We start from the raw sequence: 15,073 nt of genomic DNA on the forward strand, positions 1-15,073 counted from the left end.
TCCCGACACCCTGGTCGGGCAAGCCGCGCCAGAGCCTGATGCTCCGCCGTGACTTGCCGCCGCCGGTGTCCGCCGGTTGGAGGCAAGCTCATGAAATTCACTTCATCCGTTTCACCTCGCCAGCACGCTTGCCGCGTGCTGCGGCGGCCGCGCGCCCGGCTGCAGCGCCCGTACCGGCAGCATGCCGAGCGGCAGGAACCCCCAGGTAGACGCGGGCCGTTGGCAGGCCTTCGTGCATGCCCGAGCCCGCACTGTTTTCATTGAATAAAAGCAGCTAACGCTAGCTATACAGCCAGACTTTCCATATTGAAAGTTTGCAGGATAGTTATTGCCCGGTGTTTTAGAACAGGAATAAGAACATGGATTGCGCGAGTAGAAAGTTCGCTGCCGAAACAACCTCCGACCCTCGGCCGCGGACAAACAACTGTCGGAAAAGAAACTGTACTTTTTGCGACCCGACATGCCTTCGTTCACTGCTTGAGTGAAACGTCTGTGTGTCGTGCCGCCACAGCGGCAGGAGCACAGCAACATGACTGTCAAACACCGCACTACCTCTTCGGCCAAGGCCGAACGCGAAACCCGCCTGTCTACCCGCGCCGCCCGTGAAGCGCGCAATGGCCTGGCCGTTACCCTGGCCAACCTCGATGCCAGCGAACAGGGCCTGACCGAACACGAAGCGGCCAAGCGCCTGCAGCGCGACGGCGCCAACCAGGTTGCCCACGACCAGCAGCCACATGCCCTGATGCAGCTGCTCAAGGCCCTGCACAACCCCTTCATCTACGTACTGCTGGCCCTGGCCGGCATCAGCTTCGTCACCGATTACTGGCTGCCGCTCAGCGCGGGCGAAGCGGACGATGCCGACCTGACCAAGGTCATCATCATCATGACCATGGTCGGCCTCAGCAGCCTGTTGCGTTTCTGGCAGGAATATCGCTCGAACAAGGCCGCCGACGCGCTCAAGGCCATGGTGCGCACCACGGCCACCGTGCTGCGCCGCGAGCAGTTCGCACAGGCACCACGCCTGCGTGAAGTGCCCATGGAAGCGCTGGTGGCCGGCGATATCGTGCAGCTGTCTGCCGGTGACATGATCCCCGCCGACATCCGCCTGCTCGAATCGCGCGACCTGTTCATCAGCCAGGCGGTGCTGACCGGTGAAGCGTTGCCGGTAGAAAAGTACGACACCCTGGGCAATGTGGCGCAGAAGTCGGCCACCGACGACAGTGGCGCCCAGGGCAACCTGCTCGAGCTGCCCAACATCTGCTTCATGGGCACCAACGTGGTGAGCGGCCGCGCCCGGGCCGTGGTGGTTGCCACTGGCCGGCGTACCTACTTCGGTTCACTGGCCAAGGCCATCGCCGGCTCGCGCAGCCAGACCGCCTTTGACCGCGGGGTGAACAGCGTCAGCAGCTTGTTGATCCGCTTCATGCTGGTGATGGTGCCGGTGGTGTTCATGATCAACGGGGTGGTCAAGGGCGATTGGGGCGATGCCTTCCTCTTCGCCCTTGCCGTCGCCGTGGGCCTGACCCCGGAAATGCTGCCCATGATCGTCAGCGCCAACCTGGCCAAGGGCGCGGTGGCCATGGCCCGGCGCAAGGTAGTGGTCAAGCGCCTGAACGCCATCCAGAACTTGGGCTCGATGGACGTACTGTGCACCGACAAGACCGGTACCCTCACCCAGGACCGGATCATCCTCGAACACCACGTGCGCATCGATGGCCAACGCGACAATCGCATCCTTGAACTGGCCTGGCTCAACAGCCACCACCAGAGCGGCATCCGCAACCTGATGGACCAGGCGGTGCTGCATTTTGCCGGCCAGGACAGCGACTTCCAGGCGCCCTATGCCTATGCCAAGGTCGACGAGCTGCCGTTCGATTTCATCCGCCGGCGGTTGTCCGTGGTGGTGAAAGACGCACTGGGCGATCACCTGCTGGTCAGCAAGGGCGCAGTCGAAGAGATGCTCGCGATTGCCACCCATGTGCAGGAAGGCGACAGTGTCGCTGCCCTGGACCCGCAACGTCGCCAGCGCCTGCTGGCCTGCGCCGAAGCCTTCAACCGGGATGGTTTTCGCGTGCTGGTGGTTGCCACGCGCCACATGCCGGCAGCCGACGGCAAGGCGCAGTACCACACTGACGATGAGCGTGATCTGGTGGTGCAGGGGTTTCTGACGTTCCTCGACCCGCCCAAGGAAACCGCCGGCCCGGCCATTGCCGCCCTGCGCGACATGGGCGTGCGGGTCAAGGTGTTGACCGGTGACAACCCGGTGGTCACCTGCAAGGTCTGCCGTGAAGTGGGCCTGGAGCCTGGCCTGCCGTTGCTCGGCGAGGACATCGAGCGCATGGATGATGCCAGCCTCAAGCGGCAGGTCGAGGCGCGCAGCGTCTTTGCCAAGCTCACCCCCTTGCAGAAATCGCGCGTGCTCAAAGCGCTGCAGGCCAATGGTCACACGGTGGGCTTCCTGGGCGACGGTATCAACGACGCCGCCGCCCTGCGTGATGCCGATGTGGGGATTTCGGTAGACAGCGGCACCGATATCGCCAAGGAGTCGGCGGATATCATCCTGCTGGAAAAGAGCCTGATGGTGCTGGAGGAGGGGGTGCTCAAGGGCCGTGAAACCTTCGGCAACATCATGAAGTACCTGTGCATGACGGCCAGTTCCAACTTCGGCAACGTGTTCTCGGTGCTGGTGGCCAGCGCGTTCATACCGTTTCTGCCGATGCTGGCGATTCACCTGCTGCTGCAGAACCTGATGTACGACTTTTCCCAGTTGTCGCTGCCGTGGGACCGCATGGACAAGGAGTTCCTGCGCCAGCCACGCAAGTGGGATGCGCGCAACATTGGCCGTTTCATGCTGTGGATCGGCCCTACTTCGTCGATCTTCGACATCACTACCTTTGCCCTGATGTGGTATGTGTTTGCCGCCAACAGTGTCGAGATGCAGGCGCTGTTCCAGTCTGGCTGGTTCATCGAGGGGTTGTTGTCACAGACCCTGGTGGTGCACATGCTGCGCACCCGCAAGGTGCCGTTCTTCCAGAGCACGGCAGCTTTGCCGGTGGTGCTGGCAACCGGCCTGGTGATGGCGTTGGGTATCTACATTCCGTTCTCGCCGGTGGGGGCGATGGTTGGCCTGGTGCCGTTGCCGTGGGCGTACTTCCCTTGGCTGGTTGCCACCTTGCTGGGTTACTGCGTGGTCGCCCAGGCCATGAAGACCCTTTACATTCGCCGCTTCGGGCAGTGGTTCTGAGTCATGCAGGGAGAGCAGAGCATGCGCGTACTGATCTGTGCCGGCCGCAACTACGCCGACACCGGGCGCTGCCGCAAGGCGCTGGACGATGTCCAGCGTCAGCGGCCGATCCGGGTATTGATCCGTTGTGGCAGCCAGTACCTGGGCGGCGAGATCGAAAGCTGGGCGATCGCCTACGGCTTAGCCTGGCTGCGCAGCCAGGCTATTGCTGACGTTGCGCCCCAGCACCAGCACCGTGACAAAGCCGCAGCCCACCAGCGCCGTGGCCAGGCTCAGCAGCACCGCCGTGCCCATATGGTCGACCACCTGTCCGCCAAAGAACGAGCCCACGGCAATGATCACCTGGAACAAGGCCACGAACAGCGGCATGCCACGTTCGACATCCTTGGGCGCCACGACAAACATCCAGATATTGGCGCAGGCCGGGAACGCACCAAAGGCAAAGCCCCACAGCGCGATCAGCATCGCTGCACCGGTCATGCCGGTGGCGAAGTGCGGGAACAGGGCGGTGCTGACAGCGATCATCAGCGCGACCAGCATCAGGGTATGCCGCACGCTGCGGTTGGCCGCATAACCGGCGAAAATGTTACCCATGAACCCGGCCACGCCATACAGCAGCAACAAGGACCCAATGGTTGGCCCATCGAAGCCGGCGTTCTGCTTGAAGAACGGCGCCACATAGGTGTACGCGGCAAAGTGCGCCAGGCCGATCAGCAGCACGGCAATCAGGCCGACCCGCGCCTGCGGGTTGATGAACAAGGCCGGCAGGTCGCGCACGCGAATGGCCTTTTCGGGCATCAGCCTTGGCAGCAGGAATACCTGGGCCAGCAGCACAGGTACACCCACCAGCGCGGTAACCAGGAAGGTCATGCGCCAGCCCATCAGGCCGCTCAGCCAGGTGCCTACCGGCACGCCCACCACCGTCGCCAGGGTGACCCCGGCCATGATGATCGAGTTGGCCTTGGCCACGCCAACCCCATCCGGTGCCAGGCGCCCGCTGAGGGCGATGGCGGTGGCCCAGAAACCGCCGATACTCACGCCCAGCAGCACGCGGCCGATCAACAGCAGGTTGAAGTCGCCGGCGTAGGCGACAATGGCGTTGGCGATGATCATGATCAGGGTCAGGCCGATCAGCAGGTAACGCCGGTCCAGCGCACCGACGCCCACGGAAATGATCGGCGCGGCCAGCGCGGCCATGATGCCGGGCAGGGTCACCATCAGGCCGGCGAGGCCGGCACTGATGCCAAGGTCGCTGGCCACATCGTTGAGCACGCCCACCGGCAGGAACTCGCTGGTGACCAGGGCAAAGGCGCCGACGGCGACCGAAAGAATCGCCAGCCACTGCTGGGTGACGCTCTGTTGATTATGTTCGGGACGGCCCCGTGGGGCCTGGCTGGCACTTGGCATGGTGTCGGATTCCAAGGAGGGATGTCGCCTGTAGCAGGCGCAGGAGGGGGGATTTGCCGGCGATTATAGGCGGCGGGCCTGGCGGGCCGACAGGCGGCCCGCTTGATAGTAAACATCAGCGCAATCGATGAAAGGCCCTGCGCAGAGCGGCCGCTATCGGCCGCGCCCCACCAGCGCCGCCCCTGCGCAGGCCATGGCGATGGCGGCAATGCCCAGCCACTGGGTCACAGCCAGCACTTCATCGAGGATCAGCCAGCCTGCGATTGCCCCGGCAGCCGGCGAGGCACTGAGCAGTACACCGAAAATGCTGGGCGGCAGGTGGCGCATTGCATACATGTCGAGCAGGAAGGGGATAGTGCTGGACAGCAGGGCGACGCCCAGGCCAGCCATGAGCACCCAGGGGGCCAGCAAATCGACCCCGGCATGGCTGACGCCCAGTGGTACGCCCAGCAATGCAGCGAACAGCATGCCGCTGGCGACCGCCTGTTTGCCGTGCACTGCCACCTTGCTGCCGAGCAACACATACAGCCCCCAGGCCAGGGCTGCGGCGAGCGAATACATGACCCCGCGCGGGTCCAGGCCGTGGCTGTCCGTACCCCACGGCAGTAACGTCAGCCCGGCAAGTGCCAGGGCGATCCACAGCAGGTCGATACGCCGCCGCGAAGTCAGCAACGCGGCGCCCAGCGGGCCGATGACTTCGATGGAAACCGCGATACCCACCGGTATGTACAGGAAGGCACGATAAATCAGGATGTTCATCAGCCCCATCATCAGGCCATAGCCCAACAGGTGCAACCTGTTGGCCTGGCGCCAGATACGCCACGGCCGCAGCAGCACCAGCAGGATTACCGCTGACAGGCCCAGCCGCAAGGCAACCACACCCTCGGGGCCAACCAGTGGAAACAGGGTCTTGGCCAAGGCGGCACCGGTCTGTACCGACACCAGTGCCGCGATGGCAGCACCGACCGGGGCGAGGGTTCCAGCATTTTTTGCGTCCACACGTGGCTCCAGCAGCAGTCAAGGCGCCATTTTAGTGCTCGGCGTGCGAAGCAATTGCTGTGAAAATGGCCTTCTGATGAGTGAACTGCTTGCTTTGGAAACCAAAAATGAGTGACACCACCAATCGGCCGCTGGACGGCTTCGATCACGCGATCCTGCGGCTGCTGCAGCAAGACAACAAGACCTCGCAGCGCGCCATCGCCGAAGACATCGGCCTGTCCACGCCTGCCGTGCAGCGGCGCGTTGCGCAAATGGAGGCAAGCGGGGTGATTGCGGCCAACACCGCAGTGATTGCCCCCGAAAGCGTCGGCCAGATGATTACCGCCATCGTCGAATCGCGCCTGCGCGACGACCGCTCGCGGGTGATGGACCGGGCCAAGCGCTATTTCGCCAATGTGCCGGAGATCCAGCAGTGCTACTTCGTCAACGGTGGGGTGTCATTCATCATCGTCATGCTGGCGCGTGACGTGGCGCATTTCGAAAAACTGGTCAGGCTGCACTTTGCCGATAACGAAGACATTCTTACCTACCGCACACTGATTGTACTGGACAAGGTCAAGGTGGGCTTGTCTGTTCCATTTTGACGTTGCGCCAGGTTTGCTGCCCGGGTCGGCAGGCCGATATTACTCGCTGCGGCCAGCACAAGGCTGCGTAGCCACCTGGAGGCGGCCGACCGATGCTTGCGCGCATGCCACAGCTGGTAATACCGCAATGGCTGTGCTGGCACCGGAAATGGCTCGATACGCAGCGGCAACAACTCGGTGTAGTGCTTGGCGAACGAGCGCGTGGTGGTGAACAACAGGTTTGATTTGACCAGTGCATACGGCGCAAGGCAAAAGTACGGCAAGGTGGTGGTAACCCGCCTGGCCAGGCCACTTTTGGCCAGCTCCAGGCCAATCGTGCCTTGGCCGGACGCATTGTGGGTCATGACATCGAGATGGTCGGCAATGGCATAGGCTTCGGCAGTGAGCCTGCCAGGCTCGATGGGGTGCCCGTCGCGCATCAGGCACACCAGGTCGTCGTCACAAAGCGGCTGCAGGTGCAGGTGCTCGGCAGGCGCTCTCCAGTTGCCTATCACCAGGTCCAGATAACCGTCCTCCAGCCCGCGCGAGTAACCACCTTCGGCGTGCAGGTGCTTGAGTTCCAGGGTGGCGAAAGGGGCCTGCGCGTGAAAGCGCTCGATGATGGCCGGTACAAAGAACACGCTCAGATAATCAGGGGTGCTGATGCGAAACGTCTGCCGGGTAGTGGCGGGGTCAAAGCTGTCCACCGGGTGCAGGATCTGCTCGAAGCCGGCCAGCGTCTGCGAAACAGGCTCGATCAATGCCTGGCCATGTGCGGTGAGCACCATGTGGCTGCCGCTACGCACAAGCAAAGGGTCACCCGTTAGCTCACGCAGCCGACGCAAGGCAACACTGATGGCTGGCTGACTCTGCCCCAGCATTTCGGCGGTACGCGAAACACTGCATTCGGTGAGCAGGGTGTAGAGCGTACGGATCAACTGGGCATCGCAGTTCGGCATGGACTTGGACACAGAAGCCTCGAATGTCTCGGAGCCGTCTGCACGGCGATGGTGCGGCATGGCCCGGCACGGGCTATCGCTATATATTAAATAATATAGCGCTAGCCTGAGGGCGTCCACGCCGCTACCGCCGTGCGGCTGGCTAGTTCCAGGCGGGCAACGCTTTCAACAGCTCAGCCTTCTCCTGGGTGCTGGCGCCCATCAGTACAAACCCGTGCAGCTGGTCGAGCTGGTCCCGGTAGACGGACCGCACACTGGCGATTCCCTTCTCGCAGCGGCCTGCCAACTCGGTCGACCATTTGCCTGAATCGGCCATGGGCGAGGCAACGACCGTGGGCAGCACGCTGGTCTTGATGGTCACCGGCATGGCGGGGTAAGCCACCGCCGTGGGCTCCCCGGCCAGTGTCCTCGCCAGTGCCCGGGCCTGGAGCATGATCGGCATCACATAGGGCAATACCCGTTCATGCACCTGGGCGCAGTCGCCCACGGCGTAGACATTGCTGGCGCTGGTCTGCAGGCAGGCATCAGTCACGACACCGCTGGACACCGCAATGCCAGCTGCGCGCACCAGTTCGACCCGGGGTGCCAGGCCGATCGCGCTCAGCACATGGTCTACCGCAAGCCGCTGACCGTCAGCCAACTGCACCTCCAGGCCGGTGTGCTTGCGGTGAACCGCGACGGGGGCGTTGCCCAGCTGCAGGCGCACGCCGATGGACAGCAGCGCATTGGCCATCTCTTCTGCCGCCTTGGCAGGTAGCAGGCGACTCAACAGGCCAGGCGCGCGGTCGACAATACTCACCTGGTGCCCGGCATGACACAGGTCGTTGGCAAATTCGCAGCCAATCAGCCCGCCACCGAGGATGGCGACGTTGCTGCTTGTGCCGAGCTGTTGGCGAAGCTGGCGGTAATCGTCCAGGTCGTTCACGGTAATGATTGCATCAACGCCATCACCCTCCAGCGGTGGCCGCCTGGCATCGGCACCCAAGGCCAGTACCAGTGCGCTGTAACGCTGCGGCGAACCGTTGATGTAAACCTGTTGCGCGGCGGTGTCGATGCGTTCTACCGAGGTATAGGCGTCTATGCGGGCGTTCAATTGTTCGGCCATCTGCCCGGCACTGAATGTGACCAGTTGTTCCGGCAAACGGCCGCTTTGAAACGCATTGGACAAAGCCGGCTTGGAGTAGAACTCACCGCCGTCACGGGTCACGATCCGGATTGCCACAGTGCTGTCCAGCTTGCGCAGTTCGCGCGCCACGGTGTACCCGGCCAGCCCCGAACCGAGGATGATGACCGGGTCTGGCGCCGTGCTTGGCTGGCTTGCCTCGGCATCAGCCGGCAGCCTGACCATTTCAAAGTCAGCCTTGCCGACACCGCACTCCGGGCAAAACCAGCTGTCCGGCACATCCTCCCAGCGGGTGCCCGCCGGGATATCGTGCTCAGGCATGCCTGCGGCCTCGTCATAGATGAAGCCGCAGACCAGACATTCCCACTTGAACATGGTTGGTACTCCTTGATCGGTTTGCACTCAGCGCTTCAGCGGGTGAACGCCTGGCCCAGGCCCAGTGCCCGTAAGGCGCGGCGGTAGGCGGTGGAGGAGCGGTCCGCAGGAATATGGATTTCCAGCGCCAGGTCCAGCGGCAGGTCTTCGGGGCGGCACAATTCGACGATGTCGCGGTCCTCTTCGAACACCTGCTGATTGAAGGCATACACATCTTCCAGCGGCATCTGCTGGTCGAAGTTGCGCGTGATGGCGCAGAACATGCGGGTTTTGCGCGCCGAGATCGGGCTGGCGGCGTTGAGGATCACCAGGCGGTGCTGCGGGGTGGGGAAGTTGACCGTCAGGCGCGCGGTAAATGGCGTGAAGACATCGAAGGTCCTGGTCCAGAGGAAATCGCCGGGCGCACGATGTTGCATGCTCTTCGGGAAATTGCTGACATTGCTGACGTATTCGGCGTGTACCCCATAAGGGGTGAGTTCTGCCTTGTAGGTCGGTACTACGGGGTTGTCCCGTTCAGCGAAGGCTTCATGGTGAATCCAGGCGAAGTGGGCAACGTCGATGAACCCTTCGACCTGGCGCCCGGCCGATGCGGCAATGTCAATCGACGGTGGCAGGATGCGCTGGAAGCCTTCATCGTGCCAGGAGGGCATTTCGGCAAACGGCGCGCTACTGCCGGACATCAGCACCCAGATCAGGCCGAAGTCTTCGCGGGTCGCATACATCTGGATGCGATGGCGTTCGGTGAGGTTGGCGTTGGGCTCTGAAGGGATGCGGGTGCAGCGCCCGTCAGTGCCGAAATGCAGGCCATGATAAGGGCAGATGATGTTCTCGCCCTGTACCCAGCCTTTGCTCAGCGGGGCGCCGCGATGGCTGCAGATGTCACGTGCGGCATTCACCTTGCCGCCAGCCCGGTACAGCACGACAGGCTCGTCAAGCAGCGTGGCGGCATAGGGCTTGAAAAGGCGACGGGGTGCCAGTGCTGGCAGAGTATCTCCCGGTCTTGCGCGGTGAATGTGCTTTGCTGGGTGATCGGGTTCCAGGTTACATCACGGCAGGCGATGGCGTTCATGGTCACGTTATTGTTCTCCTTGTCATGATAGCAGCGTCGGGAGCGTTCGCAGGCGCGTTCCCGCTGCCGAATCCATGCTAGAGAGCCAATGCAGCCCCGCCCATGGTTACGGGCATATAGTGTCTATATGCATTTGGTCATAGGGAACGGAGCCACGGCAACGGCATGCGCGTGCCAAGCCTGTTGGCTACGCAGGCACGACCCCGCCCAGCACCATCTGGGTGACTGTGCGGGTGGCGCGATCGTAGTCCGACTTGTCAGGGGCGGGTATGCCCCTGACCTGCGCCATTTGCCAGGCCAGGTTGCTGTAGGTGCGGGTTGCCGACCAGATGAAGATCATGAGGTGTTCAGGGTCGCAAGGCGCCAGCCGGCCAAGCTCGATCCAGCCGCGCAGCCAGGCCACGTTGCGCCGGGCCTCTTCCTGCAGCATGTGCTTGCCCGCCTCGGGCAGGCGTTTGCCCCCTGACAGCAACTCCTGGCTGAACACGGTGGCGGCGAACGGGTGTTCGCGAATGATGCGGATGCGGGCCTTGATATAGGCCTGCAGGCCCAGCACCGGGTCGTCGCTGTGGCGCAGCGCTGCCGAGGCTTTCAGCAACGGCTCGAGAAAGCTCATCAGCACCTGGATGTAGAGGTTTTCCTTGCTCTGGAAGTAGTAGTACAGATTGGCCTTGGGCAAACCGGCGCGTTCGGCAATGTCGTGCGAATGGGTGGCGGTGAACCCACTCACGGAAAACGCTTCGCTGGCAGCCCTCAGGATCAGCTTGAGGTTCCTGCGTCGTATACCGGGGTTGCCAAGCGATTGATCGAGCGCGCCTGCAAGGGCAGCAGCTTCAGCGTTGGTAGCGTTCGGCGTGTCGGTTTGGGCGTACATCACGGCTCATCTGGTCTTTCAGGCTTCGGTGTATAGAAATGTATATAGCGAGTGTCATGCTTTTCTCCAGGCGTTGCAAGGCAGCCATCTCCTACGGGGCCAGACCCATGTAGTTTTCCATCAGGCGGGCGACAGCCGCCGATAGCGCCGCAATCAGCCAGGTCGCGGCGCGCAGCGTATGTTGCGTGTTGGTTAGCGTTGCTGTTGTACGTACTCCAGCCACTCTTGGTAGGTGATGCGGCTGATGTGTTCGGTGCGGTAGTCGTCGAGGAAGCGGTTGTACGTGTTTGCCTCGGTGTGATGATGACGGAAGCCACACTTCGCCTGGGCGGCCTGCGACTGATTGTTGTGCGGGTAGTAGCCACACCACAGGGCCTGCAGCCCCAAGGTTTCGAAGGCGTGGCGCATCACCTCTCGCACTGCCTCCGGTACCAGGCCCTGGCCCCAGTAGGGCACCCCGATCCAGTAGGCGATTTCACCTTCGTGCTCGCTGATGTCGAAGTTGCTGTTGCCGCCGATCAGCAGGCCGACGCAGCCGACAGCGCGGTGGTTCTGTTTCAGCTCAAGGGCGTACACCTCGGGGTGGTCGAACACATCGCGAATGACCTCGCGGCTGTGTTCCACGCTGGTGTGCGGGGGCCAGCCGGCAATGGGGCCGACGCGCTCGTCCTTGGCATAGGCGAACAAGTCGGCAGCATCGCTTTCCTGCCAGGGGCGCAGCAGCAAGCGTTCGGTTTCAAGCTTCATGTGGGGTACTCGTGTCTGGTGATTCGGCCACAACAGCGTACGTAGGGGGGGCTTCAGGGGAAACGTCACGAACTCGGTACTATCGGTACTTTTCGAAACTGAGCCTGTGCAGGGTGGTAGGCTGTTCCCCCTATCTGGCAGCGGTATCGAGCGCGATGCATCACATTCCGAAACTCTGCGCGGCTGGCGATTTGCTGCAGGCAGGTGAAAGCAGTCTGGCCGAAGGGCTTGGGGTGCCGCTGTCGTTTGGCCAGGCCTATGTGACAGTTCTGGTGTGCCTGTCCGGCGCAGCCCGCTTTACCCTGAACTTCAAAGAGCATGCGGTCAGGCGTGGGGATGTGCTGGTGCTGGCCGAGGACACCATTGCCTTGCTCAAGCGCCGCTCACGGTGCTTCAAGGTGTTTTTCTGCCTGGTACCGCAAGCGCTGGCGGCCGAGGTCGCCTACCCACTGCCCAATGCGTTGTTTGTTTTTTTGCATGACCACCCACACTGCATTCCTGCGGAGTGCGAGCGGCCGCTGTTGGAGGGCTGGTTGGCGCAGATGCGGGACATTGTGCAGTGCTGTAGCACGTACCAGCACACCATGCTGCGCAACCAGCTGCAGAACCTGTTCTTGAAAATTGCCGAGCAGCTTCCAAGGCTGCCGGCAACAGGCAGGGCGTTCAGCCGCAAGGAAACACTTAGCTGGCGCTTCTGGGAGTTGGTTGGCAAGCACTGCACCCGCAAGCGCGAGGTGAAGTTCTATGCCGACGCGCTCAGCATCACCCCGTTCTATCTGTCGCAGCTGACGAAGGTGTACTTCAATGCCAGCCCCAAAGGCTTGATTGACCGTCAGGTGACGCTTGAAATCAAAGCGCTGCTCTCCTATAGCAAGCAGTCGGTCGGCCAAATTGCAGATGCGCTCAATTTCGCCGACGCGTCCTATCTGTGCCGCTATTTCAAGCGCCAGACCGGGGTTTCGCTTTCTCGGTTCCGCAGGTCGGCTATGGCGAAACCAGCACATCACACTGCGATTCGTTGAGCACATGCTTGGTCACGCTGCCAACCAACAGCTCTTCCAGCGCGCTCGCCCCCTGTTTGCCGACCACGATCAGGTCGCACTCCAGTTCCAGCTCCTGCTCGCTGATGCGCCAGCCAGGGTCGCCGTGTACCAGAATCTGCCGTGCTTCGGGCACGCCGGCAGCCTCGCTCAAGGCGGTAAGCTGGGCCACGGCATCCTTGCGGATGACGTTGCGATAGTGGGTGAGGGTGTCGTGGTCGATGTGGGCGAAGCGCATGCTGCCTTCGAACGGCGCCTCATACACATGCATCAGAATGATTTCGGCCTGGGGGGCAATGGTTCTGGCCAGCGCGATGGCGCGTAGCGACACGGGCGAAAAGTCGACGGGTACCAGCACGGTGCGGTAGGCATCGCGCGGGGCTGGTTTGACCACCAGTAAAGGGCAGGGCATGCGGTTGAGCATTTTCTGCACGGTAGAGCCCAGCAGCAGGCGCCGCGTCAGGCTTTGCCCCCTGGCGCCGCAGACCAGCAGGTTGCTGTGCTTGTCCTGCACCACGCGGTTGATTTCAGTGACCACCGAGCCATTGGCAACCTGCACACCTGCTGAAATGTCGTAGCGCTGGAACAGCATGGCGGCCAGCGCGCGGATTTTTTCCCCGGCGCTGTCCAGTACCCGTTTCAACAGGTCGTCATCAGGTACCACCAACTGCTTGAGGCGCTCGAAGGGCGCTGGGTTAGCCACGTAGAGCAAGTCCAGTGCGGCCGATTGCGCCTTGCTCAGGTAGGCCGCGCGCTCTGCAGCGTTACGGGCGTAGGGGGACAGATCGGTGGCAACCAGTACGTGTTTCAGGGGACTCATGGCGGGCTCCTTATCCAAGGCCGCGCATCGCGCTCGAAGGCAAGCCTTGAGCGCGATGCGCCTGGCGGTGCGTGATTCGTTCCTTCCTCGCAGCCATCGTCGCGCGAACTGGCGGCAAGGGCTTGACCTGGGTCAAAGGAGTGTAGGTGCTGCGCAGGGTCACGCCGGTAACAGCAAGCGCAGCATGCCGGTAATGACAATGGCAAACAGCACGACCGGCAGGATCGAATACCGGGTGGCGGCGTACACGGTCAGCCCCAGGGCTATCAGGTCGGCCGGCTGCCCGGTGACGAACTTGGGTGCGATCACGGCAATCAGCACACAGCCGGGCGCGGCGTTCAGTACCTGGGCCAGCTGCGGCCCCAGGGTGTGCTTGCGCAGCAGGACAAAGCCCAGCGCACGGGTCAGGTAGGTAGCCACGGCCATGCCGGCGATGGTGCTCAGCGTTGCGATGTCGATCATGGCTTGGCCCACAGGTAAGCGCTCACCAGGCCTGCCACGGTGCCTGCCAGCACATACCAGCCGCCGGGGATCAGCAGGTAAAACAGGGCCGCGGTGAGCAGGCTGAACAACCACGGCACGGCGGCGTGCACACCTTTCCACATGCCTTTGAGCAGCACCAGGAAGACCGCGGCGAAGGCCATGTCGAAGCCATAGCTGCGCAGGTCGCCGAGCAGCGGCCCGGCTTGCGCGCCAAGGCTGGTGAAGGTGACCCAGGTGGTCCACAGGCACAATGAAACACCCATGAAATAGCGCAGGCTGAAGCCACCGCGCTGGCGAGCATCTGCCAGGCCCATGGCCCAGCTCTCGTCACACATGAAGAACAGCGCCCCCAGTGCCTTGGGTAGCGGCAGGTGGCGCAGGTACGGCGCCAGGGTTGCGCCCATCAGCAGGTGGCGGCTGTTGACCAGCAGGGTCATGGCGACGATTACCAGGATTGCCGGCGGTGAGGTCCACAGTTCGATGGCGGCGAATTCCGAGCCACCACCGAAGTTGAGCCCGGTCATCAGTGCCACTTCGCCGGCAGAAAGCTGGTGCTGGGACGCCTGCGCGCCGAGTACCAGGGCGAAGGGGATGAAGCCCAGCAGTACCGGCAAGGCGGCGATGGCGCCACGGCGCAATTCGCTGGGCGGCGTGGTGGCGGGGGGATCGTTCAGTACAGGTTCAAGGGTATTCATGGTCACCTCCAGTGGAGGAAAATTATTCCAATGAACCGCTGAAATTGGCTTGCGTAGTTGCATGGTTGATCAGAGTATTTGGCATCTGCTACTGAAAATATGCAAAAAGAGGTTTTTTGATGCCAATCAAACTGGATGCCATCGACAGGCGCATCCTGCGGGCGCTGCAGCGTGACGGCAGGTTGCAGAACCAGGAACTGGCCAAACAGGTGGGGCTGTCCGCCTCGCCGTGCCTGCGGCGGGTGCGTTTGCTGGAAGAGGCGGGGGTGATCGAGCGCTACGTGGCGTTGCTCGACCCGGCGAAGGTGGCGCTGGGGCTGACCCTGTTCGTGCGGGTGTGGCTCAAGCGTCAGGACCAGGATACGACGGATGAGTTCGTCGAGGCGGTGCGCCAGTTGCCGGAAGTGGTGGAGTGCCATGTGATGGCGGGCGATTGCGACTTGATGCTGCGGGTGGTGGCGGCGGACCTGGAGGCCTATCGCCGCTTTCAGGTGAAGCACCTGACCAGTTTGAGTGTGGTGCAGAACGTGAAGACCGAAGTGCCGATGGAGAAGATCAAGCTGACCACTGAATTGCCGGTTTGACCACTGATCACTCAGCCCTGTCGAGCCACCGATGTGTGTTTACACCACCGACCAATGTAGGAGCGGGTTTACCCGCGAATACGGTGGTGGC

General features: G+C 62.5%; 14 protein-coding genes and 1 pseudogene. 5 read left to right on the forward strand and 10 right to left on the reverse strand.

All coding sequences use genetic code 11. The features are described 5' to 3' along the window. Positions 1-529 precede the first annotated feature (529 nt). Together mgtA and IAE39_RS19295 are read left to right on the forward strand one after the other, a co-directional pair. A complete protein-coding gene (gene mgtA, locus IAE39_RS19290) occupies positions 530-3,244 on the forward strand; it encodes a magnesium-translocating P-type ATPase (protein ID WP_201205476.1) in 2,715 nt (904 codons plus the stop codon). Positions 3,245-3,265: 21 nt separating this feature from the next. Continuing rightward, a pseudogene (locus tag IAE39_RS19295) lies at positions 3,266-3,439 on the forward strand (SLOG family protein); the annotation flags it as partial. Here IAE39_RS19295 and IAE39_RS19300 read toward each other — a convergent pair. Together IAE39_RS19300 and IAE39_RS19305 are read right to left on the reverse strand one after the other, a co-directional pair. Beyond that, positions 3,425-4,651 (reverse strand): MFS transporter, encoded by a 1,227-nt coding sequence (locus tag IAE39_RS19300; RefSeq protein ID WP_201205478.1) that lies wholly within the window; start codon positions 4,649-4,651, stop codon positions 3,425-3,427. The pseudogene IAE39_RS19295 and the gene IAE39_RS19300 overlap by 15 nt on opposite strands. Before the next feature lie 153 nt (positions 4,652-4,804). Continuing rightward, positions 4,805-5,650, reverse strand: a complete 846-nt coding sequence (locus IAE39_RS19305; protein ID WP_201205480.1) for an EamA family transporter — start codon at positions 5,648-5,650, stop codon at positions 4,805-4,807. A gap of 107 nt (positions 5,651-5,757) precedes the next feature. Here IAE39_RS19305 and IAE39_RS19310 point away from each other — a divergent pair, with 107 nt between their 5' ends. Next, the gene (locus IAE39_RS19310) at positions 5,758-6,234 is read left to right on the forward strand and encodes an Lrp/AsnC family transcriptional regulator (protein WP_201205482.1); all 477 of its coding nucleotides are present in this window, start codon (positions 5,758-5,760) and stop codon (positions 6,232-6,234) included. On the opposite strand, the gene IAE39_RS19315 is transcribed toward IAE39_RS19310, so the two are convergent. From IAE39_RS19315 to IAE39_RS19335, 5 genes are all read right to left on the reverse strand, one after another. Then, positions 6,177-7,232, reverse strand: a complete 1,056-nt coding sequence (locus tag IAE39_RS19315; RefSeq protein WP_201205484.1) for a LysR family transcriptional regulator — start codon at positions 7,230-7,232, stop codon at positions 6,177-6,179. The genes IAE39_RS19310 and IAE39_RS19315 overlap by 58 nt on opposite strands. An 82-nt stretch (positions 7,233-7,314) precedes the next feature. Beyond that, positions 7,315-8,670 carry an FAD-dependent oxidoreductase gene (locus IAE39_RS19320; protein WP_201205486.1) on the reverse strand — a complete coding sequence of 452 codons (1,356 nt, stop codon included), beginning with the start codon at positions 8,668-8,670 and terminating at the stop codon, positions 7,315-7,317. Positions 8,671-8,705: 35 nt separating this feature from the next. Next, positions 8,706-9,590 carry a Rieske 2Fe-2S domain-containing protein gene (locus tag IAE39_RS19325; protein WP_328825622.1) on the reverse strand — a complete coding sequence of 295 codons (885 nt, stop codon included), beginning with the start codon at positions 9,588-9,590 and terminating at the stop codon, positions 8,706-8,708. A 336-nt stretch (positions 9,591-9,926) separates the two neighbouring features. Further along, a complete protein-coding gene (locus tag IAE39_RS19330) occupies positions 9,927-10,613 on the reverse strand; it encodes a TetR/AcrR family transcriptional regulator (RefSeq protein WP_201205488.1) in 687 nt (228 codons plus the stop codon). A gap of 192 nt (positions 10,614-10,805) precedes the next feature. Continuing rightward, positions 10,806-11,360, reverse strand: a complete 555-nt coding sequence (locus IAE39_RS19335) for a GNAT family N-acetyltransferase (protein WP_201205490.1) — start codon at positions 11,358-11,360, stop codon at positions 10,806-10,808. A gap of 155 nt (positions 11,361-11,515) precedes the next feature. On the opposite strand from IAE39_RS19335, the gene IAE39_RS19340 reads away from it, so the two are divergent. Beyond that, complete coding sequence (locus IAE39_RS19340; protein WP_201205492.1) at positions 11,516-12,382, forward strand: helix-turn-helix domain-containing protein; 867 nt, start codon at positions 11,516-11,518, stop codon at positions 12,380-12,382. Here the strand turns inward: IAE39_RS19340 and IAE39_RS19345 are convergent. The 3 genes from IAE39_RS19345 to IAE39_RS19355 form a co-directional block, all read right to left on the reverse strand. Beyond that, positions 12,345-13,220 (reverse strand): universal stress protein, encoded by an 876-nt coding sequence (locus IAE39_RS19345; protein WP_201205494.1) that lies wholly within the window; start codon positions 13,218-13,220, stop codon positions 12,345-12,347. The genes IAE39_RS19340 and IAE39_RS19345 overlap by 38 nt on opposite strands. A gap of 159 nt (positions 13,221-13,379) precedes the next feature. Then, positions 13,380-13,682: an AzlD family protein gene (locus IAE39_RS19350; protein ID WP_201205496.1), complete on the reverse strand. Its 303-nt coding sequence runs from the start codon at positions 13,680-13,682 to the stop codon at positions 13,380-13,382. Next, positions 13,679-14,398, reverse strand: a complete 720-nt coding sequence (locus IAE39_RS19355) for an AzlC family ABC transporter permease (RefSeq protein WP_201205498.1) — start codon at positions 14,396-14,398, stop codon at positions 13,679-13,681. Before IAE39_RS19355 ends, IAE39_RS19350 begins: the two co-directional genes overlap by 4 nt. Before the next feature lie 119 nt (positions 14,399-14,517). Here IAE39_RS19355 and IAE39_RS19360 point away from each other — a divergent pair, with 119 nt between their 5' ends. Then, positions 14,518-14,982, forward strand: coding sequence for an Lrp/AsnC family transcriptional regulator (locus IAE39_RS19360; RefSeq protein WP_201205500.1), 465 nt, complete (start codon positions 14,518-14,520; stop codon positions 14,980-14,982). The last annotated feature ends 91 nt before the right edge of the window (positions 14,983-15,073 follow it).

It is taken from the genome of Pseudomonas sp. S37 (assembly GCF_016658545.1).
In the GTDB taxonomy this organism is placed as follows: Bacteria; Pseudomonadota; Gammaproteobacteria; order Pseudomonadales; family Pseudomonadaceae; genus Aquipseudomonas.

Coding starts and splice junctions, on each gene's coding strand:
- IAE39_RS19310 (WP_201205482.1), top strand. CDS start 5,758: ATGAGTGACACCACCAATCGGCCGCTGGACGGCTTCGATCACGCGATC.
- IAE39_RS19330 (WP_201205488.1), bottom strand. CDS start 10,613: ATGTACGCCCAAACCGACACGCCGAACGCTACCAACGCTGAAGCTGCT.
- mgtA (WP_201205476.1), top strand. CDS start 530: ATGACTGTCAAACACCGCACTACCTCTTCGGCCAAGGCCGAACGCGAA.
- IAE39_RS19335 (WP_201205490.1), bottom strand. CDS start 11,360: ATGAAGCTTGAAACCGAACGCTTGCTGCTGCGCCCCTGGCAGGAAAGC.
- IAE39_RS19340 (WP_201205492.1), top strand. CDS start 11,516: ATGCATCACATTCCGAAACTCTGCGCGGCTGGCGATTTGCTGCAGGCA.
- IAE39_RS19315 (WP_201205484.1), bottom strand. CDS start 7,232: ATGCCGCACCATCGCCGTGCAGACGGCTCCGAGACATTCGAGGCTTCT.
- IAE39_RS19350 (WP_201205496.1), bottom strand. CDS start 13,682: ATGATCGACATCGCAACGCTGAGCACCATCGCCGGCATGGCCGTGGCT.
- IAE39_RS19345 (WP_201205494.1), bottom strand. CDS start 13,220: ATGAGTCCCCTGAAACACGTACTGGTTGCCACCGATCTGTCCCCCTAC.
- IAE39_RS19320 (WP_201205486.1), bottom strand. CDS start 8,670: ATGTTCAAGTGGGAATGTCTGGTCTGCGGCTTCATCTATGACGAGGCC.
- IAE39_RS19355 (WP_201205498.1), bottom strand. CDS start 14,398: ATGAATACCCTTGAACCTGTACTGAACGATCCCCCCGCCACCACGCCG.
- IAE39_RS19300 (WP_201205478.1), bottom strand. CDS start 4,651: ATGCCAAGTGCCAGCCAGGCCCCACGGGGCCGTCCCGAACATAATCAA.
- IAE39_RS19360 (WP_201205500.1), top strand. CDS start 14,518: ATGCCAATCAAACTGGATGCCATCGACAGGCGCATCCTGCGGGCGCTG.